This window comes from Bacillus sp. SG-1, assembly GCF_000181495.1.
Classification (GTDB): domain Bacteria; phylum Bacillota; class Bacilli; order Bacillales; family Bacillaceae_B; genus Rossellomorea.
In genome coordinates this window covers 69088-95457 of the sequence record NZ_ABCF01000006.1, presented here as the reverse complement: position 1 = coordinate 95457, position 26370 = coordinate 69088, and the positions used below count along the sequence as shown (strand labels likewise).

The 26370-nt window shown below is 43.4% G+C and carries 22 protein-coding genes; 6 read left to right on the top strand and 16 right to left on the bottom strand.

What is annotated here, in order from left to right:
* The first annotated feature begins 116 nt into the window (after window positions 1–116).
* Window positions 117–842 (top strand): glycoside hydrolase family 32 protein, encoded by a 726-nt coding sequence (locus BSG1_RS20215; protein WP_332248301.1) that lies wholly within the window; start codon window positions 117–119, stop codon window positions 840–842.
* Window positions 843–1046: 204 nt separating this feature from the next.
* On the opposite strand, the gene mdh is transcribed toward BSG1_RS20215, so the two are convergent.
* The 3 genes from mdh to citZ form a co-directional block, all read right to left on the bottom strand.
* A complete protein-coding gene (mdh, locus tag BSG1_RS06575; protein ID WP_006836181.1) occupies window positions 1047–1985 on the bottom strand; it encodes a malate dehydrogenase in 939 nt (312 codons plus the stop codon).
* A 91-nt stretch (window positions 1986–2076) separates the two neighbouring features.
* A complete protein-coding gene (gene icd, locus BSG1_RS06570; RefSeq protein WP_006836180.1) occupies window positions 2077–3345 on the bottom strand; it encodes an NADP-dependent isocitrate dehydrogenase in 1269 nt (422 codons plus the stop codon).
* Window positions 3346–3500: 155 nt separating this feature from the next.
* Window positions 3501–4619 carry a citrate synthase gene (gene citZ / locus BSG1_RS06565; protein ID WP_006836178.1) on the bottom strand — a complete coding sequence of 373 codons (1119 nt, stop codon included), beginning with the start codon at window positions 4617–4619 and terminating at the stop codon, window positions 3501–3503.
* A 623-nt stretch (window positions 4620–5242) separates the two neighbouring features.
* Between citZ and ytvI the strand changes: the two genes are divergently transcribed.
* Complete coding sequence (gene ytvI, locus BSG1_RS06560) at window positions 5243–6367, top strand: sporulation integral membrane protein YtvI (RefSeq protein WP_044022517.1); 1125 nt, start codon at window positions 5243–5245, stop codon at window positions 6365–6367.
* 351 nt (window positions 6368–6718) lie between these two features.
* Here the strand turns inward: ytvI and BSG1_RS06555 are convergent, their stop codons facing one another.
* The 8 genes from BSG1_RS06555 to dnaE form a co-directional block, all read right to left on the bottom strand.
* Window positions 6719–7105, bottom strand: coding sequence for an FxsA family protein (locus BSG1_RS06555; RefSeq protein ID WP_006836176.1), 387 nt, complete (start codon window positions 7103–7105; stop codon window positions 6719–6721).
* A gap of 165 nt (window positions 7106–7270) precedes the next feature.
* A complete protein-coding gene (pyk, locus tag BSG1_RS06550; protein ID WP_006836175.1) occupies window positions 7271–9031 on the bottom strand; it encodes a pyruvate kinase in 1761 nt (586 codons plus the stop codon).
* Between the two features lie 54 nt (window positions 9032–9085).
* Window positions 9086–10045, bottom strand: a complete 960-nt coding sequence (gene pfkA, locus BSG1_RS06545) for a 6-phosphofructokinase (RefSeq protein ID WP_006836174.1) — start codon at window positions 10043–10045, stop codon at window positions 9086–9088.
* 308 nt (window positions 10046–10353) lie between these two features.
* Window positions 10354–11334 (bottom strand): acetyl-CoA carboxylase carboxyl transferase subunit alpha, encoded by a 981-nt coding sequence (gene accA, locus BSG1_RS06540; RefSeq protein WP_006836173.1) that lies wholly within the window; start codon window positions 11332–11334, stop codon window positions 10354–10356.
* Entirely contained in the window at window positions 11328–12197 is an 870-nt protein-coding gene (gene accD / locus BSG1_RS06535; RefSeq protein ID WP_006836172.1) for an acetyl-CoA carboxylase, carboxyltransferase subunit beta, read from the bottom strand. The genes accA and accD overlap by 7 nt, the downstream gene beginning before the upstream one ends.
* A gap of 172 nt (window positions 12198–12369) precedes the next feature.
* The gene (locus BSG1_RS06530; protein ID WP_006836171.1) at window positions 12370–12999 is read right to left on the bottom strand and encodes a FadR/GntR family transcriptional regulator; all 630 of its coding nucleotides are present in this window, start codon (window positions 12997–12999) and stop codon (window positions 12370–12372) included.
* Between the two features lie 8 nt (window positions 13000–13007).
* Window positions 13008–14246 carry an NAD(P)-dependent malic enzyme gene (locus tag BSG1_RS06525; RefSeq protein ID WP_044022516.1) on the bottom strand — a complete coding sequence of 413 codons (1239 nt, stop codon included), beginning with the start codon at window positions 14244–14246 and terminating at the stop codon, window positions 13008–13010.
* 284 nt (window positions 14247–14530) lie between these two features.
* Complete coding sequence (gene dnaE / locus BSG1_RS06520) at window positions 14531–17881, bottom strand: DNA polymerase III subunit alpha (RefSeq protein ID WP_044022515.1); 3351 nt, start codon at window positions 17879–17881, stop codon at window positions 14531–14533.
* A 201-nt stretch (window positions 17882–18082) separates the two neighbouring features.
* Here dnaE and BSG1_RS06515 point away from each other — a divergent pair, with 201 nt between their 5' ends.
* Together BSG1_RS06515 and ytrI are read left to right on the top strand one after the other, a co-directional pair.
* The gene (locus BSG1_RS06515) at window positions 18083–18418 is read left to right on the top strand and encodes a YtrH family sporulation protein (protein ID WP_006836166.1); all 336 of its coding nucleotides are present in this window, start codon (window positions 18083–18085) and stop codon (window positions 18416–18418) included.
* Window positions 18415–18921 (top strand): sporulation membrane protein YtrI, encoded by a 507-nt coding sequence (gene ytrI, locus BSG1_RS06510; protein ID WP_006836165.1) that lies wholly within the window; start codon window positions 18415–18417, stop codon window positions 18919–18921. Before BSG1_RS06515 ends, ytrI begins: the two co-directional genes overlap by 4 nt.
* A 233-nt stretch (window positions 18922–19154) precedes the next feature.
* On the opposite strand, the gene BSG1_RS06505 is transcribed toward ytrI, so the two are convergent.
* Window positions 19155–20093 carry a DHH family phosphoesterase gene (locus BSG1_RS06505; RefSeq protein WP_006836164.1) on the bottom strand — a complete coding sequence of 313 codons (939 nt, stop codon included), beginning with the start codon at window positions 20091–20093 and terminating at the stop codon, window positions 19155–19157.
* Window positions 20094–20207: 114 nt separating this feature from the next.
* Here BSG1_RS06505 and BSG1_RS06500 point away from each other — a divergent pair, with 114 nt between their 5' ends.
* Window positions 20208–20513 carry a YtpI family protein gene (locus BSG1_RS06500; protein WP_006836163.1) on the top strand — a complete coding sequence of 102 codons (306 nt, stop codon included), beginning with the start codon at window positions 20208–20210 and terminating at the stop codon, window positions 20511–20513.
* A gap of 50 nt (window positions 20514–20563) precedes the next feature.
* Here the strand turns inward: BSG1_RS06500 and BSG1_RS06495 are convergent, their stop codons facing one another.
* From BSG1_RS06495 to ald, 4 genes are all read right to left on the bottom strand, one after another.
* On the bottom strand, window positions 20564–21883 hold the full coding sequence (locus BSG1_RS06495) for a CBS domain-containing protein (RefSeq protein ID WP_006836162.1): 1320 nt from the start codon (window positions 21881–21883) through the stop codon (window positions 20564–20566).
* An 83-nt stretch (window positions 21884–21966) separates the two neighbouring features.
* Window positions 21967–22212, bottom strand: coding sequence for a hypothetical protein (locus tag BSG1_RS06490; RefSeq protein ID WP_044022514.1), 246 nt, complete (start codon window positions 22210–22212; stop codon window positions 21967–21969).
* Window positions 22213–22644: 432 nt separating this feature from the next.
* Window positions 22645–23325, bottom strand: a complete 681-nt coding sequence (locus BSG1_RS06485; RefSeq protein ID WP_006836160.1) for a metal-dependent hydrolase — start codon at window positions 23323–23325, stop codon at window positions 22645–22647.
* Window positions 23326–23569: 244 nt separating this feature from the next.
* Window positions 23570–24688, bottom strand: coding sequence for an alanine dehydrogenase (ald, locus tag BSG1_RS06480; protein ID WP_006836158.1), 1119 nt, complete (start codon window positions 24686–24688; stop codon window positions 23570–23572).
* Between the two features lie 302 nt (window positions 24689–24990).
* Between ald and BSG1_RS06475 the strand changes: the two genes are divergently transcribed.
* A complete protein-coding gene (locus BSG1_RS06475) occupies window positions 24991–26328 on the top strand; it encodes a purine-cytosine permease family protein (RefSeq protein WP_232214204.1) in 1338 nt (445 codons plus the stop codon).
* The last annotated feature ends 42 nt before the right edge of the window (window positions 26329–26370 follow it).

The window sequence follows — 26370 nt, the reverse complement described above, 5'->3', positions numbered from 1 at the left end:
TTGATGTATACAGGAAATCAGTGGACAGTCCAGATCATGATAAGGATCTTATCAGGTGCAGGCCCTGCTGTCAGTGAGGATGGAATTACGTTTGAAAAGGTACTGAAAATCCGGTCATAGATCCAGCTCCTGAAGGCGATATCCATCCCTATCATTTTAGGGATCCAAAGGTTTGGAAAAAAGGAGATCATTACTACTGTGTCCTTGGTTCACGTACAAAGGAACATGCAGGACAGGTACTTCTATACCGCTCGGAAGACCTTTATCATTGGGAGTTCGTAAATGTAGCAGCCAAAGGGGAAGGCAACTTTGGTTTCATGTGGGAATGTCCCGACCTTTTTGAGATAGACGGACAAACTATCCTCATGATGTCTCCCCAGGGGATGGAGCCTGAAGGCAGTCTTTATCATAATCTTCATCAGGCTGGATATGTCGTCGGTCAGCTTGATTATGAGACGGGCAACCTGAAGCATGGGGAGTTTGAGCTGCTTGACCATGGCTTTGACTTTTACGCTCCGCAAACAATGGAAGACCCTTGGGGAAGAAGGATCATGATTGCCTGGATGAATATGTGGGAGAGCCACATGCCTGAACAGGAAGAGGGGTTTGCAGGTGCCATGACCATCCCGCGCGAATTGATTTTGGAAAATGGCAAACTGAAATCAAAACCTGTTCCGGAATTGGAAAAAAGGCGTAAGAATCATAAAGGCTATAGCAATATAAGGGTCGAGGGAGAAAGCGTCCTGCCAGGGATTGAAGGAAACGCAGTCGAATTGAAGGTCACACACCTTCCGTTCCAATCAACACATGCAAATTATGCGAATTTGTTGCTAACCCCCTAAAAAGAGCTAAAGTAATTCACCGTTGTGGTGAAGCTAAGAGAAATAGAAACCAGCTTGTTGTCACTATAGGATGTTCTGTATATTTCAACTAAAAAATTTCTTTTCCTTTCTATTAATATTACATATTCATTCTTCAAAATCACCACTTTCACAATAAACAAAAAACCGAATTCAAAGATGCGAATTCGGTTTCTTTCTGTACTATTATTTCAAAACATCCATAACATTTTTCACAGAGTCTGCAGACTTGGAAAGAGCTTCTTTTTCTTCTTCTTCCAAGTCGAGTTCAATGATCTGCTCAAGGCCGTTGCCTCCCAGTATGGTCGGGACACCCAGGTAGATTCCTTCGAATCCATACTCCCCTTCCAGGTAAGCGATAGCCGGGATGACTCTGCGCTGATCTTTGAGGATCGCTTCTACCATTTGTACAAGAGAAGCCGCCGGAGCGTAATAGGCACTTCCGTTTCCTAACAATCCAACAATTTCCCCACCGCCTTTACGGGTACGTTCAACGATAGCATCCAAGCGGTCTTTCGAAATTAATTTTTCAAGCGGGATTCCGCCAGCGTATGAGTATCTTACAAGCGGCACCATGTCATCACCATGACCGCCTAATACGAAGCCTGTAATATCTTTGATAGATATGTTTAATTCCTGGGCAACAAATGTACGGAAACGGGCAGTATCCAGTACACCGGATTGGCCGATTACCCGGTTTTTCGGGAATCCTGATTCTTTGAATACAGTGTAAGTCATCGCATCAACCGGATTTGTCAAAACGATGATGATACTTTCAGGAGAATATTTGACAATTTCCTGAGTGACAGATTTCATGATCTTTTGGTTAGTCTGCACTAGGTCGTCGCGGCTCATGCCCGGCTTACGGGCAATTCCTGCCGTGATTACGACGATATCCGAATCCTTCGTATCTTCATAGTTTGAGGTACCTGTGATTTTCGCATCGAACCCTTGGACAGGGCTTGCTTCTTCCATATCCAATGCCTTGCCTTTTGTAGGGTCTTCCATTTGCGGGATATCTACCAGTACTACATCACCAAGCTCTTTCTGTGCAAGCATAAGTGCGGTTGTAGCTCCTGTGAATCCTCCGCCGATAACAGAAATTTTCTTACGTCTGATTGCCACAAGAATCGCCCCCAGTTTCATAGTGTGTGTTAACAGAGAAGGCTTGCATAAATGCAAGCCGACTTGTTTTCATCCAAATGAATGGAATGTATTACATATTTTCAATTAATGCATTACCAAACTCAGAACATTTAACTTCTGTAGCACCGTCCATTAGACGAGCGAAATCATATGTTACAACTTTAGATGCAATCGTTTTCTCCATTGATTTTGTAATCAATGTGGCAGCTTCATTCCAGCCAAGGTGTTCAAGCATAAGTACACCGGATAGGATGACTGAAGATGGGTTAACTTTATCCAATCCTGCATATTTAGGTGCTGTACCATGAGTCGCTTCAAAGATTGCATGTCCAGTATCATAGTTAATATTTGCTCCAGGAGCGATTCCGATACCTCCAACTTGTGCAGCAAGGGCGTCAGAGATATAGTCACCGTTCAAGTTCATTGTTGCTACTACATCGAACTCTGCTGGGCGAGTCAGGATTTGTTGTAAGAAGATATCAGCGATTGCATCTTTCACGATGATCTTGCCAGCTGCTTCTGCTTCAGATTGTGCTTGGTTTGCAGCGTCAGTGCCTTTTTCATCTTTAATGCGGTCATATTCAGCCCATGTGAATACTTTTTCACCGAATTCTTGTTCAGCAAGTTCGTAACCCCAGTTCTTGAAGGCACCTTCAGTAAACTTCATGATGTTGCCTTTATGTACAAGTGTTACAGACTTACGGCCTTCTGAGATAGCATAGTTGATTGCCGCACGTACCAGACGCTTTGTCCCTTCTTCAGATACAGGTTTGATACCGATACCGGAAGTTTCTGGGAAACGGATTTTGTTTGCACCCATTTCATTTTGAAGGAAAGAGATGATCTTTTTCACTTCATCAGAACCTTTGGCATACTCAATACCTGCATAAATATCTTCAGTGTTTTCACGGAAGATAACCATGTCTGTATCTTCAGGGCGTTTTACTGGAGAAGGTACACCTTCAAAGTAACGTACCGGACGAAGACATGTGAACAAATCCAACTCTTGACGAAGTGCAACGTTCAATGAACGGATACCGCCTCCGATAGGTGTTGTTAGAGGTCCTTTGATTGCGATGAAGTACTCGCGCACTGCATCAAGTGTTTCGCTTGGAAGCCACTCGCCAGTTTGATTGTAGGCCTTTTCTCCAGCTAATACTTCTTTCCAGACAAGCTTGCGCTCACCGTTATATGCTTTTTCAACTGCTGCATCCAAAACGCGGGAAGCAGAAGCCCAGATATCAGGACCCGTTCCGTCACCTTCGATGAAAGGAACGATTGGGTTATTTGGTACATTCAAGCTACCATTTTCAACAGTAATTTTTTGACCTTCAGACATACTATTACCTCCAAATTCATGATTAAAGGGACTGATAAAAGGCATGAAAACCTTTGGAATCAGACCCGCTTTATTATTGTTGACGGAAAAGGCTCCTTGAAAAATAAAGCCTTTTCCATTGTCATTACACCAGATATTAAGCTTTTTGTAAAATATTAACCGCGCTGCTCTACAGGAACATACGCTTGTTTTCCTGGACCAATGTAATCCGCACGAGGACGGATCAGGCGGTTGTTGGAATACTGTTCAAGGATATGAGCAAGCCATCCAGAAACCCTGCTGACCGCAAAAATCGGTGTGAACAAGTCATGATCGATTCCAAGGCTGTGATAGACAGAAGCAGAGTAGAAATCAACATTTGGCGGCAAACCTTTTTCAGATGTCACGATTTCTTCAATCTTCGTGGACATTTCATAATATTTGCTTTCGCCTCTTAGTTCAGTCAGCTTCTTGGACATCTCTTTCAAGTGTTTCGCTCTTGGATCACCCTGCTGGTATACACGGTGGCCGAAGCCCATGATTTTTTCTTTATTAGCAAGCTTTTCGCGGATTACGGATTCCACATTGTCTACTGAATCGATTTCAGTAAGCATTTTCATAACCTGCTCGTTGGCACCGCCATGAAGAGGACCCTTCAACGCGCCGATGGCTGCAGTAACTCCAGAATAAACATCTGACAGAGTCGCTACACATACACGTGCTGTGAAAGTGGATGCATTCAGCTCATGGTCCGCATGAAGAACAAGGGCTTTATTGAATGCTTCAACTTCGATATCAGCAGGCTCATTCCCTGTAAGCATATATAGGAAATTCGCAGCGAATCCAAGGTCTGTTCTTGGAGCGATTGGCTCTTTTCCGCTTCTGATGCGGGCGAATGATGTAACAATTGTCGGGATTTTAGCTTGAAGACGAACGGCTTTGCGGAAATTTGCTCCTTCTTCCATTACGTCGGCTTCCTCATCGTATAAGCCAAGTAAAGAAACTGCCGATCTTAGAGCAGCCATAGGGTGAACGTCTTTGATAGGGTACATCTTAAAATGCTCGATTACTTCCTTAGGAAGTGCTGCATTTTCTGCTAGATCCTTTTTCAGCGCATCAAGCTCTGAAGCAGTAGGCAATTTAAGATTCCATAATAGATAGATTATTTCTTCGAAGCTGGCATTGTTTGTTAAATCATCGATGTTATATCCAACATATGTAAGGGTATCATCAATGATTGAACTGATTGAAGACGTAGTAGCTACAACACCTTCTAATCCTCGAGTTGCTGTCATAAAAACCTCTCCTTTATCTGAATTATTGCCACTCGTCCATTATGAAAATGAACATATTTTCAAGAGTACAATAGTCTCTTAAAAAGGCTTGTTTCAAAAGATAATTGTTTATAAACCAACGCTATCGAGCGCTCGCTCAACACAGTACCACACATTCGCCAAGCATGAATTCTGAATATAACACAGATTCGCATAATGGGATGCGCTTTCATTTTCTATTATAAACAATTATCTGACTTTTGTGAATGAAAACGGATTAATTTCTGTAATAATTATTTTATCAGAAAAATATACTGCGGCATTTCTATCTCTATCGTAACATAGTATTCCTTATCCATCGAATATCGAATAATAATCCGGAAGACTTATTGAGATTAAAGATCCAGAGCGGCTTCTTCAAATTCTATCATGTTATCAGTGAGTAGTTTACTCAGGACTTTTTTCAAGAGGATAGTATATAGAGAAACTAATGTTTTTCCATACTTTCTCAAATCATTTTTCCAAGCATACTACATGGAATTGAAAGAATATGCAGCTTACACCCGGATAAATCTTTCTTTCATTTCTTTCCTCAGCTAAAATATAATAGTAATAAATAGAAAATTCCGGCAGGGGGGATATACTTGAACTTAGAATTTCTATACCGCTGCTTACGCTTTTTATTTGTCATAGCGGTAATCGTTTTAACGGGAATAGCGGTTTTTTACATATCTAAAGTGACATACCCATTCATCATCGCATTAGTTATTGCCCTTCTCATCAACCCGATTGTAAATTTCCTGGAGAGGAAATCCAAGATGCCGCGCGGCCTGGCTGTCGCCTTGTCTTTATTCCTGATCATTGGGGTTTTCATCGGTCTGATTACATTGCTGATTACAGAAATCGTTTCGGGTGCAAACTACCTCGCAAACGTATTACCTCAGCATGTAACAACACTTGTAGAATACTTTGAAAACTTCATTGCGGCACAAGTCATTCCTTTTTACCACCAGATTATCGGCCTATTTAAAAACTTAGAAGCCGGACAGCAGGGAGCCATCATGGAGAACATCCAAGCGGCTGGTGAAAAGATCGCCTCATCTGCAGGCGACTTCCTCCAGAATTTCTTCCAAAGACTGCCAAACCTTGTTTCTTGGATCCCAAATGCGGCTACTGTTTTGATTTTTTCCGCCCTGGCCACTTTCTTTATCAGCAAAGACTGGTATCATCTTTCTGAAAAGTTTTCAAAATATGTGCCTGTAAAAGCGGCAACAAGCGGCAGAAGAGTGTTCCACGATTTAAAGAAAGCATTGTTTGGATTTATCCGCGCACAATTCACCTTAATATCGATTACAGCGGTCATCGTCCTGATTGGCCTTTTGATTCTTAGAGTCGACTACGCCATCACGATCGCACTGGTTACCGGGTTAGTTGACATCCTCCCTTATCTAGGTACCGGCGCGGTGTTCGTCCCTTGGATCATTTATGAGTTGATCACGGGAAATATCGGACTGGGGGTGGGACTTGGTGTGCTCTACCTGGTTGTTGTCGTTCAACGGCAAATCATGGAACCCAAAGTGCTGTCATCCAGCATCGGATTGGACCCTTTGGCAACATTGATCGCCCTTTTTGTAGGTTTCAAATTAGTTGGTTTTCTCGGACTTATTCTTGGTCCTGTTACCCTGGTGATTCTATCAACCTTAAGAAACGCAGGTGTATTCCAGGACTTGTGGGCATTCATTATAGGTAAGCCGAAGATAACAGAATAGTTTTTTCTATTACTCTTCAGATGCTTTGATTACTGACTGTACAGTCTGGTTAAAGTTTACTGGAGAGTTTTTTTGTAGGAGATGATTGCCTTGGTGGCTAATTTTTCGGCTCTGGAGAGATCTTTGCCTCTCTAATCTTCTTAGAGGCACTTTCTCTCTTGTTTCCATTCCTTTTGTGTCTCTAGAACTTCTCTAGAGGTACTTTTCACCTTAATTTAACGGCCTTTTGGACTTTAGACCCCTCCTATAGCCACTCCCCACTTGCCCGGACAATTTCTTTACCTACATCCCTCTATAAGAGTCCAAATCACAAAAAAAAGCTCCATTCAAGTTGAACGGAGCTTTTTCCTATTATCGATATATAATAACGTTGCCGTTATCAATCCATTTTCTAAACAATTTAAGAATGAACGGTTTGATCACTTTTCTGGTTTGCGGGAATAACAAAAGGAACCCTATGGCATCGGTTATGAATCCGGGAGTTAGGAGCACTACTCCGCCGACAAGGACGCATAATCCATCCACGATGGCATCTCCAGGAAGCTGGCCAAACCTGATTTGATCTTGGACACTTCTAATGGCCTGGAGACCTTGTTTCTTTGCCAGGAAAGCCCCCAGCACACCAGTGGCAATGATCATCAGAATTGTTGCGGGTACTCCAAATGTCTGCCCTGAAAGGATCAACAGCCCAATTTCAAGCGCAGGCACTACGATCAAAAAGAAAAGCATATATTTCATTACTTGATACCCCCATTTTAGTGGACGACCTGTCTTTATTATATCATATTCAGCCCTATCAAACTGATGACGGGTTGCGACAATTTTGCAACAAATGAAAGGTAAGACGTTTCTCACAAAAAAAGTGACGTCTCCTCAAGGAGACATCACTTTTAAAAATATATATTATAGTACACTTGCATGTCCGTCGTAGATGACACCTCTAGAGGAATCAACTGTGATTTCCTGTCCATCTTTTAGAATGGACATAGCATTTTCCACTCCAACGATGACCGGAATGCCGATATTGATTCCAACGACTGCAGCATGGCTTGTCAGGCCGCCTTCTTCTGTAATCAATGCAGAGCATTTTTCAAGTGCAGGGACCATATCTTTGTCGCTGCCTACTGTCACAAGTATAGAACCAGGCTTGACTTTCTCATTGGCTTCGGCTGCATTTTTTGCAACTACCGCTTTCCCGAATGCCGTTTTGCGTCCGATTCCCTGGCCTTTTGCAAGGATATCGCCAACTACGTGGATTTTCATAAGGTTGGTTGTGCCGGACTCACCGATAGGCACACCCGCCGTGATGATGATGCGGTCACCGTGAGTAATCATACCGGAATTGACACTTTCTTCAACTGCCATTTCCAACATTTCATCTGTAGTGGCCACTTTTCTGCCTTTTTGCGAATATACGCCCCAAGCCAATGCTAGCTTACGGGAAACAGAATCATTTGCCGTTACCGCGATGATTGGTGCTTTTGGACGGTATTTTGAGATCATTTTTGCTGTATGGCCGCTTTCTGTCGGTGCCACGATGGCATTCACAGAAAGGTTGATAGCTGTGTGTGCAACGGATTGCCCGATAGCATCTGTCATGTTATGACCTGTGTCTTTGCTGCGGTTGGATAGGATTTCTTTATAATCCAATGCCGTTTCTGCACGGGACGCGATGTTATGCATTGTCTGAACAGCTTCTACAGGGTAAACACCGGCTGCTGTTTCCCCTGAAAGCATGATTGCATCCGTGCCGTCAAAGATTGCATTTGCAACGTCACTTGCTTCCGCTCTTGTCGGACGCGGATTGCGCTGCATGGAGTCAAGCATTTGAGTTGCTGTGATAACCGGCTTGCCCAGTGCATTACATTTTTTGATCAATGCTTTTTGTACAAGAGGAACTTCTTCTGCTGGGATTTCCACTCCAAGATCACCACGAGCGACCATTAGACCATCAGAAACTTCCAGTACTTCATCGATATTGTCGACACCTTCCTGGTTTTCGATTTTAGGGATGATTTGGATATCTCCTGCATTATGATCTTCCAACAGCTGATGGATTTCCAAAACATCTGAAGCACGGCGAACGAATGAAGCTGCGATGAAATCAACACCTTGCTCGATTCCGAAAATGATATCCTTGGCATCCTTCTCAGTGATTCCAGGCAGATTTACAGATACTCCAGGAACATTCACGCCTTTTTTGTTCTTTAGCGTTCCCGAGTTAAGTACTTTTGTCTTGATTTCTCCTGCAGCTTTATCAAGAGAAAGAACTTCAAGGCCGATTAATCCGTCATCCAAAAGGATTTTAGATCCCTCTTCCACATCATCAATCAAGCTCTCGTATGTGATAGAGAATTTCTCTTGTGTTCCCAGTACTTCTTTCATGGAAACGATAACTTCAGAACCTTTCTCAAGCTCGATGGACCCGTTCTCCATGTTGTTCGTACGGATTTCGGGACCTTTCGTATCCAACAGGATCCCTACAGTCTTGCCTGTCTTTTCGGAAGCTGTCCGGATGTTTTGAATTCTGGCACCATGTTCTTCATGGTCACCATGTGAGAAATTGAGGCGTGCTACATTCATTCCTGCTTCAATTAGTTCTGTTAATTTTTCAACCGATTCACTTGCCGGTCCAATGGTACATACAATTTTCGTTTTTCTCATTACTACATGCCCTCCTGGATATTCCTGTCATATTAAACCCATCTGCAAACTCTATTAGATAGACAACTCTTTAGAAAGTTTATACATATTTAAATCTACCACATGTTCCTTAGCTAATGCTTCAATGATATCGTAATCAACCAGCTGGTTCTTCTCGATTCCGACTGCTCTGCCGCCCTTGCCTTCCGCAAGCAGGTCCACTGCACGTGACCCCAATCGGCTCGCAAGCACACGGTCGGATGCAGTCGGGGTGCCTCCACGCTGAATATGGCCCAGCACGGATACACGAGTTTCAAGATTCGTTTCTTCTTTCAGTCTGGCAGCAAATTCATTTCCGCTCATTACACCTTCAGCAACTACAATGATACTGTGCTTCTTGCCGCGCTCCTGGCCTTTTTTCAGACGGCGGGCAATATCATCCATGTCATGCTTGTCTTCCGGAATAAGAATTGTTTCCGCTCCGCCTGCAAGTCCGGACCAAAGCGCAAGGTCTCCGGCATTTCGTCCCATTACCTCAATGATGAATGTTCTTTCATGGGATGTAGCGGTATCGCGGATTTTATCGATTGCATCGATAACGGTATTCAATGCTGTATCAAACCCGATTGTGTATTCAGTGCCAGGAATGTCATTGTCAATCGTACCCGGTACGCCAACACAAGGGTATCCCAATTCCGTCAAGGCTTTCGCTCCGCGGTAAGAGCCGTCTCCGCCGATAACGACCAAGCCCTCGATGCCATGCTTATTAAGCTGTTCAATCCCCTTTTTCTGACCTTCCTTTGTCTTGAATTCTTCACAGCGGGCTGTGTACAACATTGTTCCTCCGCGGTGAATGATATCACCGACAGACCCAAGTTCAAGCTTCTTGATATTACCGTTGATCAAGCCGTTATATCCCTGATAGATACCGTAGACTTCAATATCCTGATAAATGGCCTGTCTTACGACCGCGCGTACAGCAGCGTTCATGCCAGGCGAATCTCCGCCGCTTGTCAATACACCTATTCTTTTCATAAATAACCACCTCTTATTAAGTCTCTATGTATAGTAAATTTAGTATTGTTCCTTTTGGGGTGCAATAAAGAAGAGTTTCGGGGAAACAGATTCAACACTTACTATTATAGGCAAAACACCTATGGATTATTTCTAAAATAACATGAAGATTGACAGCGAACAATGAATATAGCGTGTTATTCTTTAAAGACGAAATTATCAAAATAGTGAAAGCGTTTCATTGTAAAATAATGCGTTTACATTGCAGCCTGCTGTCTAAAATGTCCTCTGTCCCAAAAAAAAGCAAAAGCGTGGAAAAGTTTCCACGCTTAAGAATTTACCCCTGTATATTCATCTAAAACAGTATATTGACCCATTAATTTATATTTTTCATAACGGGATTGGATTAATTGCTCCGGACTCTGCGATACCAATTGTTCCAAAGAAGCTTTAATCACGACACCAATGCTGAGAGCTTGTACTTGAACGTCCTTATGCGCCCCGCCTTTTACTTCCGGGATGATCTCATCGATGACACCCAGTTCTTTCAAGTCAGGTGCAGTGATTTTCATTGTTTCAGCAGCCCTTTTCGCCTGTGTTGAATCTTTCCATAGGAGTGCAGCTGCACCCTCAGGCGAAATAACGGAATAGGTAGAGTTCTCCAGCATATGAATATGGTTCCCCACTCCCAAGGCAAGAGCTCCACCACTCCCGCCTTCACCGATGACAATACAGATGACCGGAACACTTAAGCCTGCCATCTCGAACAGGTTGCGTGCAATGGCTTCACTCTGCCCACGTTCTTCGGCAGCTTTCCCCGGGTATGCCCCCTTAGTATCAATGAAGCAGATAATCGGTCTTCCAAACTTATCAGCCTGTTTCATCAGTCTCAAAGCTTTTCGGTATCCCTCAGGATGAGGCATCCCAAAGTTGCGGCGGATATTTTCTTTCGTATCCTTTCCACGTTGATGGCCGATGACCGTCACAGGAAGGTCATTGAACTTAGCAATCCCGGCAACGATGGCTTCATCCTCGCCATAAAGCCGGTCCCCATGCATCTCATGGAAGTCGGTAAATAGATGACTGATATAATCAAGGGTTGTCGGTCTATTGGGATGTCTCGCAACTTGAACCCTGTCCCAAGGTTTCATATTTTCATAAAGATCACTCTCAAGCTTTTGCAGACGGTTTTCCAGTTTTTCGATTTCAGAGGAAAGGTCCACATCCGATTTCTGCGTAAATTCCTTCAGTTCGGAAATCTTATTCCTTAACTGCACTACTGGTTTTTCAAATTCCATTTCATTTACCATGTCAGTTCACCGTCCCATTGATGGATCTCCAGGATAGTTGAGATCTTCTCTTTTAAATCCAAGCGTGAAATAACATCATCCAATTGGCCATGCTTTAAGAGGAACTCTGCCGTTTGGAAATCTTCAGGCAAATCTTCCCTGATCGTCTGTTCGATGATTCTTCTTCCAGCGAAGCCTATCAGTGCCCCTGGTTCGGCAAAGTTATAGTCTCCCAGAGAGGCAAAACTCGCTGAAACTCCCCCCGTTGTCGGGTGGGTCATTATGGAGATGAACAAGCCGCCATTATCACTGAATCTTTTTAACGCCACAGACGTTTTGGCCATCTGCATCAGGGACAAGACTCCCTCCTGCATTCTCGCTCCGCCTGATGCCGTGAAGATGATGAATGGGCAGCTTCTTCTATCTGCCTCTTCAATTGCTCTTGTGATTTTCTCACCCACAACTGAGCCCATGCTTCCCATCCGGAACCGGGAATCCATGATTGCGGCCACAGCGTCACACCCATTCACTTTACCTGTGCCTGTTACCACAGCCTCATTAATATTCGTTTTTTCACGGTCTTTTTCCAATTTTTCTATGTAGTCAGGAAAATTCAATGGATTCTCTGATATTAACCCGGCATCCAATTCTTCAAAAGTGCCCTCATCGAAAAAGCTGTCGGAACGTTCGAAGGCGCTCATTCGGTGATGAAACCCACAATGCAGGCAAACTTTCAGGTTTTTTTGCAGCTCTTTCGTATACATGATTTTTTTACAGTCAGGACACTTTGTCATGATTCCTTCCGGTACGTCTTGTTTTGCCGCATCGGAGGGGATGGTTGCGTACTTCTTCTTTTTCGTTTTAACAAAAAGATCCTTAAGCACTAGTGAAACCTCCTTAATTACTATACTATTTGCGTCTGCCCTTAAAGGGCGAACTATATTTTATACTGAGAATGGATTTGCATTTGGACTTGCTTTTCATTCACTCTACATTACTTGGAGCAAAAAAGATGTAGGAACATGTCGTCGTCTTCTCGACAACTTTCCACACTGCCTAAATGTCAGCCGGATCATTTTTCAAGGAATAATAGTATTCCCACATCTTCTCTTCTTGTTTTGCTTGCAGAGAATCGATGAGCCCCATACAAGCTTTTCTATAGTGTTCATCCATTGGGACTGCTTTCTGCACCATTGCTCCATATTGGGAGAGTATATACCAAATCTTTTCCGCCAGCAGATTATTGGATTGATGGATGATTTTCTTCAAGAAGCTGTCTACTGTCTGCAGATCATCCGAATCCAGGCACTGTTGAAGGGGTCTCAAGCTCAATTCAGAATGGAGGATGGTTCTCAAGCTTTCTTTTTCCAGCCATTCTTTTGTAAGCAAAACGTCGTCCCTTGCCTGCCCTTCTTTCAGGATAAAAGTGCCCAGCAGCTCCACTAGGCGATGGTTCCTGAAATCTTTTAGGAAGGTGCCTTCTCCGCGCCTTGTTTCAATGAGGCCTAAAAGCTCCAAGGCCCTTAAAGCTTCTCTAATAGAAGAACGCCCTGCTTTCAGGCGTTCTGACAACTCTCTTTCAGAAGGAATTTTATCTCCAGGCTGCAAGCCATCTTCGGAGATCATATCCCTGATTCTATTTACGATTTCAATGAAGATCTTAGAATTAGGTTTTGGTGAGTCCATTGGTTGGGTTATTCACCCTTTCCAATGACTGCAAGTTGTTCGGTTTTTTTCCGGACTTCTTCAGGGTCGACCTTCTGCCTTGCAACACCGGTCTCCATCGCCGCTTGAGCGACCGCTGCCGCAACAGCCGGTGCTACACGAGCATCAAATGGTGCAGGGATGACATAGTCCTCATTCAAGTCCTTTTCATCCACCAGCGCGGCTATCGCTTCTACTGCTGCCTGCTTCATTTTTTCATTGATGTGGGTAGCCCGTACATCGAGAGCTCCCCTGAAGATACCAGGAAACGCCAAGACATTGTTTACTTGGTTCGGGAAGTCCGAACGGCCTGTTCCCACCACTTTGGCTCCTGCTGCTTTAGCCTTCTCAGGCATGATTTCCGGTACAGGGTTAGCCATGGCAAAAATAACCGGATCTTCGTTCATGGAGCTCACCATTTCTTCTGTCAGTGCTCCGGCAACCGATACCCCGATGAATACATCCGCATCCTTGATGACATCCTCCAGACCGCCTTCAACACGGTCACGGTTGGTGAATTTAGCTACTTCATTCTTGATATCATTCATGCCGTTCGGGCGGCCTTCATAAATGGCTCCCCGTGTATCACACATGACAATATCGCGAACGCCATAGTTGTGCAGGAGCTTGATAATGGCAATACCTGCTGCCCCGGCCCCATTTGCCACAACTTTGATTTCCGACATCTTTTTTTCGACGATCTTCAAGGCATTAACGAGTCCAGCTACCGTAACGATCGCTGTTCCGTGCTGATCATCATGGAAAATCGGGATATTTGTTTCTTTTTTTAACCGTTCTTCTATGACAAAGCAATTTGGTGCAGCGATATCTTCCAAGTTCACACCGCCAAATGTCGGTTCCATTAATTTGACCGTCTCAACGATCTTGTCCACATCATTGGTATCGAGACAGATTGGGAATGCATCTACTCCGGCAAAACTTTTGAATAATACTGCTTTCCCTTCCATGACCGGAAGAGCCGCTGCTGGTCCGATATTCCCAAGGCCAAGCACAGCTGTCCCATCGGATACAACCGCCACCATATTGCCTTTCATCGTATATTCATAAACAGTTTCAGGTTTGTCGTAAATCACTTTACATGGTTCCGCTACACCTGGAGAATAAGCCAGACTTAAATCTTTTGCATTTTTGACTTCCACTTTTGATTTTGACTCTAATTTTCCCTGGTTTACCCGGTGCATGTGCAACGCTTCTTCACGTAATGACAAGCTGGTTCACTCCTTAAGTATCTGCATTTGCGTTTAGTTAACTGGTGATCTGAACTTGTTAGGAATGGATTTTTTGATTTCCGCAGCAGGGGTCGTAAGCCTATTGCTCCAACAAACCCTTTTTCCAACAAAAGAACAGCCCAAATAGAATATCCTGGTAAATACCTTAATAATTATAACGGGAGAGGTGGTCTGACCACCCTTTTCCCTTTAAACAATATAATAAATATTGATGTAAGTAAAGGATATATTATTAATTTAAGTGGTCACTTTTTCTTAAATGTTTATTTCAATATCGTATTTTTTTCTCCTAATATCTTCCTCAACTCTTGCATGCATTGGGCTGTCGGGTTCACCCACTGATTGTTCGGAAGCTGTACAGTCCTGCTTTCCGTATCAAAATGGATAATGACAGGGACCCTCCCTTTATACTTTCTTAAAGTCCCTTTCACGGCAGCAAACTCATCTCCTGAAGTATGCTTTATTTTCAAGTAGAGCTTTTTGTTGATTTCTTCCGACAGGTCCTTTACTTCGTCCATACTATATACTTTATTGACCAAGAGCTGCATTTTATCATTCCGTTCTTCAACGGAACCTTCCATCATGACAATATTCCCTTCTTTGACGGAGGCAGTATAGTGCCTGAATGCATTCGGAAAAATGACACCTTCCATTTCACCACTTGAATCGCTCATTGTAATGAAGGCCATCACTTCCCCTTTTTTTGTCCGGATCGTCTTGACTGCTGTAAGGTAGACACCCACCCGGATGTTTTTGTTACCTGCCTCCAGGTCAAAGAGGTCGATGGCAGATACGTTTTTGAACAAGCTTTCAAAAGGTGATACAGGATGGTCGGAAAGGTACAATCCGAGAACCTGCTTTTCGTATTCAAGTTTTTTTTCAAGCGGCATATCTTCAACTTCTGTGTACTTCGGTTTTAAGAAGAAAGCTTCCTCTTCCTGAAATAAATCATAATCCTGATCCTGAGGGCGGACCAATTCGGAATGTTCAAGGGCTACGTCCAGTGAGGCCAGCAGGGTTGACCGGTCTACTCCGAAATCATCGAGTGCCCCTGAAAACACCAGAGCTTCCAGTGTCTTTCTATTCACTGCCTTGAGAGAGACCCTTAAACAGAAATCAAACAAATCTACAAAAGGTTTTTCCTGCCGTTCCTGATAGATTTCCTTTAAAGCTGCAGCACCTACACCTCTAACGGCTCCAAGACTGTATCGAATCCCCCCTTTTTCCACTTTAAAAGGAAACTGGCTGAGGTTTATGGAAGGAGGAAGGATATTGATATCATTCTGCTTGGCTTCACGGATGTATTGAGAAACTTTCGTGTCATTTCCTATGACTGAAGTAAGCAGCGCTGCAAGAAAGTAGGATGGATAATTTGCTTTCAAATAAGCAAGCTGGTAAGCAATCATACTATAGGCGACAGCATGCGAACGATTAAACCCGTAATTCGCGAACCGTACGATTAAATCATAAATTTCCTGTGCAGTTTCAAAAGAATACCCTTTATTCAACGCACCATCTATAAAGTGTTTCCGTTCACTGTCCAGGACTTCCCTTTTCTTCTTACTGACCGCCCTTCTGAGCAGATCGGCTTCTCCCAAACTAAAACCAGCCATCTTGGAAGCAATTTGCATGATTTGTTCCTGGTAAACGATGACTCCGTACGTGACCCCCAGGATTTCTTTTAAATCGGGATGAGGATATTCGATCGTTTCCTCCCCATGCTTCCTTGAAATGAATAATGGAATGTTTTCCATAGGGCCCGGCCTGAATAATGCGTTGACTGCCACGATGTCTTCAAAAGAATTCGGTCTCAGCTTGACAAGGACATTCTTCATTCCATCCGATTCAAGCTGGAATACTCCGTCCGTCCTTCCCTGGCTGAGCAGGTCAAACGTCTTCTCATCATTCTGGGGAAGGTCATCTAAAGACAGCCTCTTTCCAGTCCCCTTTCTTATCGAAGCAACAATCCTGTCAAGAATTGTTAAGTTCCTAAGACCAAGAAAGTCCATTTTCAACAGACCGATTTCTTCGAGTATTTCCATTGGGTATTGAGTCAGATGGACATTTCCCTGTCCTGCCTGTATTGGGATCAAGTCAACGAGCGGCCTTTCACTGATGATGACACCCGCGGCGTGTGTGGAAGCGTGTCTCGGCAGTCCTTCGAGTTTAAGCGCCGTCTGGAACAATCTCTGTTTATGCTGTGATTCATTTATGAAATTACGAAAGTCAGCCGATTCATCATATACGGATTTCAAGGAACCAGGGCGTGAAGGAATGAACTTTGAAAGCTGTTCCAATTCCTTTGAGTTGAAACCAAAGACTCTCGCAGTATCCCGGAGAGCTGCTTTGGCAGCAAGGGTCCCGAACGTGATGATTTGTGCTACATGCAGGTCTCCGTACTTTTTATGCACATATTCAATGACTTCTTCCCTGCGGTAATCGGGAAAGTCGATGTCGATATCCGGCATGGAGATTCTTTCAGGATTCAAGAATCTTTCAAATAACAAGCCGTGCTTAATTGGGTCAACGTCCGTTATCCTCAAGGCATATGCAACAAGAGAACCTGCAGCGGAGCCCCTTCCCGGACCTGTTAAAATATGCTGATCCTTCGCATACTTCATAAAATCCCAGACAATAAGGAAGTAATCACTGAAGTTCATCTTTTGAATCACTGTCAATTCATATTCCAACCTATCTAAATAGTCAGGGATATTTTCCAATCCTCTTTCCTTAAGACCTTGCATACAAACTCCATGGAGATATTGATCAGCCTCTTCACCAGCTGGCAGCGGATATTTAGGCAGCAGATTTTGATTAAAGGCTATCTCCACATTACACTGATTGGCTACCTTCATCGTATTTTCCAAGGCATCCACGTGGCTGCCAAATAAATCAAGCATCTCATCCCGGCTTTTGAAGTAGTACTGATCATTAGGCAGGATTTCCCGGTCATCATCCGCTAACTTGACTCCATCCCTAATGGCAAGAAGGCATTCGTGAGCGAAAGCATCCTCTTTCTCTACAAACTGGACATCGTTCGTCACAACTTGTCTGATAGACAGCTTTTGTTTCAGCTTTTCTATCCCATCCTCTATCTTTCTGTCATCTTCAAGCCCATGATTCTGCAGTGAAAGAAAGAAGGATTCTTCGCCAAATACCTGCTGCATTCTATGAACAACATCTTCCGCTTGGTTAATGTCACCTGCCAGTAAATGCTGCTCTATCTCTCCTTTACCTCCCGGAGTTATTCCAATCAGGCCTTCCCCATAGCCTTTCAGCCATTTATAAGGGATGCCTTCGGGAGATTTAGTCCCAATCACGCTTGAAATTTTCAACAGGTTTTGATAACCTGCATTATTTTTTGCAAGCAGAACAAGAGGGAAACTTCTTTCTTCCCTTTCGCTCATTACATCCGCCGTCATTCCGATGATCGGCTTAATATTATTTTTCCTGCATTCCTGATAAAACGGAATGACCCCGTACATCACATTCCGATCCGTGATGGCCATTGCACGATAGTTATGCTGTACAGCTTTATGTACAAGCGATTTGACCGAAGCTGTGCTCGACAATAAACTGAAAGCGCTTGACACCTGCAAGTGAACAAACGACATGAGCACTCACTCTCCTTTTCTCATTCTCCTTCCTTCATTATAAGAAACTATAAGCAAAAAAGAAAATATGTTCGCTTTTTTCGGACGGGTATTCTTCATATGTAAGCAGCCAGTCCCATATATATATAAATATAAGCAGTACGAGGCTCTGTTTCTGGTGCCGGCAGTGGAAGAAGATTATCTATTTCGGAGTTGATCATAATGACAGAAGCTTTCTTTCCGGAGCTTTTCAAAAGTTATTTTATTGCAATGGGCGTAATGCTTGGCGGCTGCCTGCTTGGAGGCCTGGCCGCATTCATGACCGGACAGCCGCTCCTGACTGAAATTTCGCGGTTGTCCAGGATACTGAGGATTTGGGCAATCATTGCGGCCATCGGCGGTACCTTTGATACACTTTACAGTTTTGAAAAAGGATTTATGAACGGCGAGACGAAAGAAGTGTTCAAACAGTTCCTCCTGATCCTGTCCGCTATGGGTGGAGCACAGACAGCAGCATTATTTATCTACTGGCTGACACAGGAGCATATCTCGACATGAGGATTCCACCATATTACAGGCAGCCCGCTTGGCAAAGATTCTTTGCCGGAGCACTTATCGGCGGTATAATCAGCTGGATGATTTTCTTGTTTATGTTCGGCGTCCTTCAGGAAAAGCAAACCTCCACGATTGAAAAACAGCAAAAAACGATCAGTGACCTTAAGGCGGATATTTCCCATTGGCAGGATGATTTTAAAGAGTTGAATAAAGAGAACAGCAAGCTGCTGACGATCCAGGATATCAAGCTGAAAATCGTAAATGCCAAAGAATACAGAATTAACGATTCACTGAGCATCTTCGAAGCGGAAGAAGAGCTTAAAGGCGACCTCATTCCCTTGCTGGCAAAAGACCTGGACTCTGTTTACAAGAACAAGGAGCTTGTCAAAAAGACAATCGAAAACAAGACCCTCAAAATCAATGACAAAAGATACAAAGTAAAAATAAAGGAAATCTATTTTTATACTGTGATCCAGATCGTCCTTGAACTGGAGTATGATGGGTAGGCGGGAGAGACAAATGCTGCTATCTTCTGGTTCCCGATATTCTATCAACGACTTTGCTCTCTCTATCGACGAGTTGGATGCTCCTATCGTCGAGATTGAACATTCTATTGACGAGTTGACGGTTCTATCGTCGAGAACACCAGTCCTATCGACGAGTCACTTTTTCATGAAAAGAAATCCACCCACAATAAAAGAGGTTCATCGCTTTTCGATGAACCTCTTTCCTAATAGTCTCAACTTTGCTCGCAAACCTCTATTAAATCTTTCAACACTTCATCCTTCTGCTCCCAGCCAAAGATGGATGCGCCTGCAGCAAGCGGATGTCCGCCTCCATTATACTTTTTTGCAACCGTATTGATGACCGGTCCTTTGGAGCGGAAACGAACTCTGATTTGGTCGCTCTCCTCTATGAAAAAGACCCAGGCCTTGATTCCTTTTACATTACCCAGGGAACTTACGAGCAGTGAGGCTTCAGCGGGCACGAGACCGAAGTCATCCAGGATTTCTTTTGTAATGATCATGCATCCCACCCTGTTCTCCAGCATTTCGAAGTTTTGAAGAACATAGCCTTGAAGCTTAAGCACCTGTGGATCTGATTCATACATTTTGTTATAGAGTTCATTTCGGTCAAAATCAAAACGGATGAGTTCACCCGCTACATCAAACGTACGCTGGGTTGTGCTTGGATACAGGAATCTCCCAGTATCGCCGACAATCCCGCCATATAGCAGACGTGCCGCTTCGTCTGTCATTTTCAAGCCCTGGTCTTTCCCGTGATTATAGAGTAAATAAATCATCTCACTGACCGAGCTTGCTTCTGTGTCTACCCACAACAGATCTCCGTACGGATCTTCATTTGGATGGTGATCGATTTTGATAAGCTTCTCTCCCAATTCATATCTGTCGTCACAAATACGGGCAGAATTCGCTGTATCACAGACGATGATCAGCGCCCCCTTAAAGACACTGTCCTCAACTTTGTCCAATCTTCTCAAATAATGAAGTGTGGGCTCTTCCTCTCCAACAGCATAAATATTCTTTTCAGGGAAGGAGGCTTTCAGGATTTCCACAAGCCCCCCCTGAGAACCGTAAGCATCCGGATCCGGCCTTACGTGCCTGTGGACAATGATGGTCTGATACTCTTTAATGGCAGCGATAATTTGATCTTTCATATGATACTCCTTTTTTTAGACATAAAACGTTCATTTGGAATCCTGTTAAAATACCGTTAAAATAGTAAAAGGAGATTCATAAAACAACCAACGATATTTTGGAGGATACAAGATATGCCTGTTTTAGTTTTTTTAATCATTCTTTCATTTTCTTTTTATTTTTACTATAAAGTGAAATCGGTACGGAGCAATAGATTCATCGAGAAAAAATGGCTTTCCGGAAAATCCAGTATTGCATTGGGCTTATTTGTGGCCCTGTTCGGGATCAACCAGCTGTTTCTTTTTCAAACCACCTTCACATACATCATTGCAGCGATTTTTATCATCATCGGTCTTGGCAGTGCATGGATGGGATGGAAAGTGTACAAGCACTTCCTGCCTCAGGCTGTAAAAGAAGCAGAGCAATTGGATAATCGATAGAATTCTCAAAACCTGCATCTTTCTTTGGATGCAGGTTTTTCTGTTACACCTTAATGTTTATCAATCAGCTGGCAAATCATCATTGCCTTTCCTACCAGCACTGTTTCATGATAAACTTCGACATCGACCTTACCGAACTTCCGGCCTACATCCAATACTTTAGGACGGATTTCTATGATGCTTTCCATCTGGACGGGCCTGATAAAATACACGGTCATATTCTCTACAACCAGGTCGCCTTTTTTATAATTCTTCAAGGCCCTGTTTGCGGCTTCTGTTACAAGAGTCGTAAATACCCCATAAGACATCGTTCCAAGCCCATTTGTCATCTGCGGGGTTACCGGGAATTGATAGGCGGCATCACTGGAATCTTTTGACTCCAATGTTGTCATGTTGCTAGTGATGTTGTCATCGATGGTTTCCCCTACCTGAGGCTGCCGCTGGATCATTTGCATTGCTTTCAATACATCCTGACGGCTGATGATTCCCTGAATCCTGTTCAAGTCATCGACTACCGGCAGGACTTCAATCCCTTCCCAAATCATCATGTGTGCAGCAGATGCAACGCTTGTATTGGGCCTGACGGTAATAGGTTTTTTCGTCATGACCTTGTCAATCATAACGTCCTTTTCCTGGCCCATTACATCTTTAGAAGTCACCATTCCCTGGACCTTCCTATTTCGGTCGATGACAGGAAAACGACTATGGAAGGTTGATTGGTTTTTTTCGTACCAATCTTCCAGGGTGTCACCTACATGTAAATACACCGTCTTGTCTTCCGCGGTTAAAATATCCTCAACCAGTACAATGTCTTTTTTTATCAGCTGATCGTAAATCGCACGGTTGATCATTGCCGCCACGGTAAAAGTATCATAGCTTGTTGAAATGACCGGCAATTCCAGTTCATCGGCGATCCGCTTGACAGCTTCGTCCGTATCAAAGCCCCCGGTTATCAACACAGCTGCCCCGGCCTTAAGGGCCAGTTCGTGAGCCTTCGTCCGGTTCCCGACAATCAGTAAGTTTCCGGCTTCTGTGTAACGCATCATTGCTTCGAGTTTCATCGCGCCGATGACAAATTTATTCAGCATTTTATGTAAGCCTGTTCTCCCGCCGAGTACTTGTCCGTCAATAATATTGACCACTTCCGCGAAAGTCAGCTTTTCGATGTTTTCCTTTTTCTTTCTTTCAATCCTGATGGTTCCGACTCTTTCGATGGTGCTGACATATCCCTTGGTCTCTGCATCCTTAATAGCTCTGTATGCAGTGCCTTCACTGACACTCAGAGCCTTCGCAATTTGCCTGACAGATATTTTTTCCCCTATCGGGAGCGTATCAATATATTCTATGATTTGTTCATGTTTGGTTGCCAAGCTTTTCACCCTTTTTTATACTGCCTGAATATACCTTTCATTATAAAGTGAAAAGCCCGGTGTTTCAATTTTCTCCTTAATACTCAGCCAAAAGAACGAACCCTTCTTGCACCTTTCTTCGATTTCGCCCTCTGTATTTGTGCCTTGGCAGCACGAGGAGCAAAGAGCATTCCTGATAAGTTGCCTGCAATGACAATGGCTGCAAAAGCAAGCCAGATCAGCGCAAACGCCCCCTGCAGACCTTCTGCAAAAACATTCAGGCGTGGAACCGCGTAATAGAGCATCATCCCCGCAAGCAATAAACAAATCAAATATCGTTGCTTTTTCATATAATCCCCCTTTTCCTTGCTTGTTTCATTGTATGCGGGACAAACCGTTCTCATTAGTTTTTTCTTTTAGGCTCTTTTCTAAAACTTTGTTGCTATTTACGATGAATTTCAAGTGAAATAGCCATATTTCAGAGGAATTATCCTGGGAAACATTAAAGAAAAGAGCTATTCACCCTGTTCAGTTAGATTAGCCCTTGCCTTTTGGATTTTTCCGATAGCAACAATGGATACGAATACAGCGTTCTTAGTGGATTTTGGTGGCGATTACCCGGGAATTTGTAGGTAATCTCCTTTTTTTCTGGCACTCACCTACCAATCAATTTGTAGGCGAGATTCGGTTTTTCAGTCATCCACCTGCCAATCTCACTCTCTATGTTCGGCCCGGAACAAAAAACACTGATCCAATAACGGATCAGTGTTCCAAAGATTCTATTATAGCTCGATGACATCTCCTGCATTCATTACTTTGGCTTCCTGGCCATTTAACATGGAGACAAACTTCTCAGGGTCCTGCTTGATTGGCGGGAATGTATTGTAGTGAATCGGAACAACAGTTTTGGCGTTCACAAATTCTGCGGCCAACGCTGCATCCTCCGGTCCCATTGTAAAATTATCTCCAATTGGAAGGAATGCCAGGTCAATGGAATTGCGCATTCCGATCAGCTTCATGTCGGAGAAAAGGGCAGTATCCCCTGCGTGATAGATCGTTTTCCCGTCTACTGTGAAAAGAATTCCCGCAGGCATACCTGTGTAGATGATTTGCTTGTCTTCTGTCTCATATGAAGAACCATGAAAAGCCTGAGTCAGTTTCACTCTACCGAACTCGAAATCGTACCCTCCGCCAATGTGCAGCGGGTGAGTTTTCACACCCTGCCAGCTTAAATATGTAGCCAATTCAAAAGGAGCTACTACAAGCGCATCACTTTGCTTTGCGAGTTGGACAGTATCTCCGACATGATCATTATGACCATGGGTAAGCAAAATGACATCCGGCTTTTCATTTTCTACTTTCAGGTCAGTGAGTTCATTCCCATTGATAAAAGGGTCAATTAAGATTGTGTGTGTTTCGGTCACGACTTTAACAACTGAATGTCCATGATAAGAAACTTTCATTTTAAGCCCTCCTTGAAACTAGTTTTCATGCTGTTTTCCATTAGCACCTAAAAGAACAATCAGAAAACACCACTTTCCTACTTAGTTCTTGATTGAAGAGACATTTCCTCCTTTAACCAAGCACCCCATTCATTTTTACCCTGAAATTTTATTTTTAAAAAGCCTTTAACGGAATTTATCCCCCAATCTGACAACATGAAAAAAAGGCTGTCCCACCAAATTAGCGGAACAGCCTTTTCTATCATTAAATTTGATCGAGAAGTGTTTTGGTATCAGAGTAGTCCAAGTCATGCGCTTCTGCGACAGCTTTATACGTCACATATCCGTTCAATGTATTGATTCCTTTCAACAGGGCTTCATTTTCAAGACATGCTGCTTTATAACCTTTGTTGGCAATCTGGATTGCGTAAGGAACTGTTACATTCGTAAGCGCAATAGTGGATGTACGCGGCACGGCACCAGGCATGTTGGCAACTGCATAGTGAACAACTCCGTGTTTCACATAAGTTGGATCATCATGGGTTGTGATGCGGTCTGTCGTTTCAAATATTCCACCTTGGTCGATGGCAATATCCACTACTACTGAACCAGGCATCATGGATTTGATCATATCTTCCGTTACAAGCTTCGGTGCCTTTGCTCCCGGAATCAGTACGGCTCCGATAACAAGGTCAGATTCTGCAACAGCTTTTTCGATGTTAAGCGGATTGGACATCAATGTCTGCACATCGCTTCCGAAGATATCATCAAGCTGGCGAAGACGTTCAGGACTCAAGTCAAGGATCGTCACTTGTGCACCCATTCCAACAGCAATTTTTGCTGCATTCGTTCCAGCTACACCACCACCGATGATTGTTACACGACTGCGTGAAACTCCCGGAACGCCAGATAGAAGAACACCTTTCCCGCCATGAATTTTTTCAAGGAATTGAGCACCGAGTTGAGTGGACATCCTGCCAGCCACTTCACTCATTGGTGTAAGCAACGGAAGAGTACGATTCATTTCAACTGTCTCGTATGCGATTCCGACCACTTTATTTTCAATAAGGGCTTTTGTCAGTTCAGGCTCTGGAGCCAAGTGTAAGTATGTAAACAGGATAAGCCCTTCACGGAAATACTGATATTCGCTTGGCAGCGGTTCTTTTACTTTCATGACCATATCCATGGACCATGCTTCAGATGCACTTTCAACAATATGACCGCCCGCAGCTGTATAATCTTCGTCTGTAAAACCAGAGCCGAGGCCCGCCCCGGATTCAATATATACTTCATGACCGAACTGGGTTAGATTCACCACTCCTGCCGGTGTCATTGCCACTCGGTTCTCATTGTTTTTTATTTCTGCAGGTACTCCGATACGCATAAAAAAAACCTCCTCATTTCAAATCCATATGTAAACTTTCTTAATCAAATATAACACTATCATCCCTAAAATGCTAAACAATTTTTACGTAAATGTAAGCATTTACATTCAGACTGAAAAGCCTGAATTTTCCCTACCCATAATGGCAGGAAGAAACGACTTTAAACCCTCCTAAAAGAAAGAAATAACGGACTTTTATTTACTGAATGTTCAGAATCGAACTTTATATTATTTCCTTTTGGTAAACTTCCTATACAATAGGAATAGAATTATCTCATATGATCGAAATAAGGAGTCTTCAAATGAAAAATCCAGCAATAGAAAGACTAGGATTAGAATCCGTTCCGCAAAATTTAAAGACCACTACCTGGTTTGAGTATTTCATTATCCAGCTTGCCTTTTCAGTCAACTCCGGGAATTTTCTCGTCCCTGCTTTAGCCGTAATGGAGGGCGGATTATCAATGTTCTGGGCCATCCTCAGCACATTGATCGGAGGAACACTTGCCTTCTTTTTTGTTTCTGTCCTCTCATTGCCGGGTGCGAGGTATGGTTTGCCTGCCCAGTATGTCATCAGGTCCATGATTGGTACCAGGCTTTCAAGACTTATCGCCTCTCCGGTCAGGTCGCTGACATCGCTGTATTGGTTCAGTGTCCAAACCATTGGAGGTACGTTGGTTGTTCTCTCTCTGCTGAAAAAGGCTGTAGGGGTTGAATTCCCTTTAATCCCCATTGCTGTTTCCCTTGCATTGATTATGACCATCCTGGCCCTGATTGGTTTTGAGGCAGTCAAAAAAGCAACCAAGTTGTTCATGCCTTTCCTATTGATTGGGCAGGCAGCTATCTTAATCATTTTTATCAATACGTCAGCAAACGGAAGTGGAATCAACGTATTGTTTTCGGGTGAAGGGTTTTCGATTGGGGCCTTTGTGTTTTTTGCCAGCCTTGCTTTTGTTCAATATGTATCAGGAGTAAGTGCCTCTTCCGATATTACACGGTATGCGAAATCTGGAAAACAGGGCTTTTGGGGATTGTTCGCTGGAAATGTATTCGGCTTCTTTATGACTGCCCTGCTGGGGACCTTCAGTGCAGCCTTATTTAACAACCTAAATCCTTTTGTAGCAGCAACCGAGCAGACTGGCTCCGTCCTCCTGACCATATTAATCGGGATATGCGCCATGGTTTCGATGATATCCATCAATCTCAGCAATGCCTACACAGGCGGATTCAGCTTGTTGAATGCCATCCCTTCTCTCGGGAGAGTCAAAAGCGCACTGGTATTTGGTGCCGCCGGGATTATCTTGAGCTGCTTCCCGGCATTGGTCAATAATGCAAAAGATTATATCTCCTTGTTGGGTGCTTTTGTCATCCCCTTATCGGCCGTCATTGTTGCAGACTTTTTGTATATCAAAAAAGCGAGGATACCAGATAAGGATCTCGAAAGACTTGCATCAGGTACATTTCAGTACAATCAAAAAGCCATCTATACACTTGCTGTTGCCTTGTTCATCTATTTCTTAATACCGGAAGGCTGGTCCCCCGGATTCATCAGCTTTTTGCTGACATTTATGATGTATAGTTTCATATCAAAACAGTCATCCAAAAACAACGTAAATGATTATAAGAAAAGCCGTCATGCTTAATAAAGTATGGCGGCTTTATTACTATCAATAAATACTGATACA

Excerpts from the sequence above, each read along its gene's own strand:
- icd (WP_006836180.1), bottom strand. The coding sequence starts at position 3,345 with ATGTCTGAAGGTCAAAAAATTACTGTTGAAAATGGTAGCTTGAATGTA.
- citZ (WP_006836178.1), bottom strand. The coding sequence starts at position 4,619 with ATGACAGCAACTCGAGGATTAGAAGGTGTTGTAGCTACTACGTCTTCA.
- BSG1_RS06555 (WP_006836176.1), bottom strand. The coding sequence starts at position 7,105 with ATGAAATATATGCTTTTCTTTTTGATCGTAGTGCCTGCGCTTGAAATT.
- pyk (WP_006836175.1), bottom strand. The coding sequence starts at position 9,031 with ATGAGAAAAACGAAAATTGTATGTACCATTGGACCGGCAAGTGAATCG.
- pfkA (WP_006836174.1), bottom strand. The coding sequence starts at position 10,045 with ATGAAAAGAATAGGTGTATTGACAAGCGGCGGAGATTCGCCTGGCATG.
- accA (WP_006836173.1), bottom strand. The coding sequence starts at position 11,334 with ATGGTAAATGAAATGGAATTTGAAAAACCAGTAGTGCAGTTAAGGAAT.
- BSG1_RS06530 (WP_006836171.1), bottom strand. The coding sequence starts at position 12,999 with ATGGACTCACCAAAACCTAATTCTAAGATCTTCATTGAAATCGTAAAT.
- dnaE (WP_044022515.1), bottom strand. The coding sequence starts at position 17,881 with ATGTCGTTTGTTCACTTGCAGGTGTCAAGCGCTTTCAGTTTATTGTCG.
- BSG1_RS06515 (WP_006836166.1), top strand. The coding sequence starts at position 18,083 with ATGACAGAAGCTTTCTTTCCGGAGCTTTTCAAAAGTTATTTTATTGCA.
- ytrI (WP_006836165.1), top strand. The coding sequence starts at position 18,415 with ATGAGGATTCCACCATATTACAGGCAGCCCGCTTGGCAAAGATTCTTT.
- BSG1_RS06505 (WP_006836164.1), bottom strand. The coding sequence starts at position 20,093 with ATGAAAGATCAAATTATCGCTGCCATTAAAGAGTATCAGACCATCATT.
- BSG1_RS06500 (WP_006836163.1), top strand. The coding sequence starts at position 20,208 with ATGCCTGTTTTAGTTTTTTTAATCATTCTTTCATTTTCTTTTTATTTT.
- BSG1_RS06490 (WP_044022514.1), bottom strand. The coding sequence starts at position 22,212 with ATGAAAAAGCAACGATATTTGATTTGTTTATTGCTTGCGGGGATGATG.
- BSG1_RS06485 (WP_006836160.1), bottom strand. The coding sequence starts at position 23,325 with ATGAAAGTTTCTTATCATGGACATTCAGTTGTTAAAGTCGTGACCGAA.
- ald (WP_006836158.1), bottom strand. The coding sequence starts at position 24,688 with ATGCGTATCGGAGTACCTGCAGAAATAAAAAACAATGAGAACCGAGTG.
- BSG1_RS06475 (WP_232214204.1), top strand. The coding sequence starts at position 24,991 with ATGAAAAATCCAGCAATAGAAAGACTAGGATTAGAATCCGTTCCGCAA.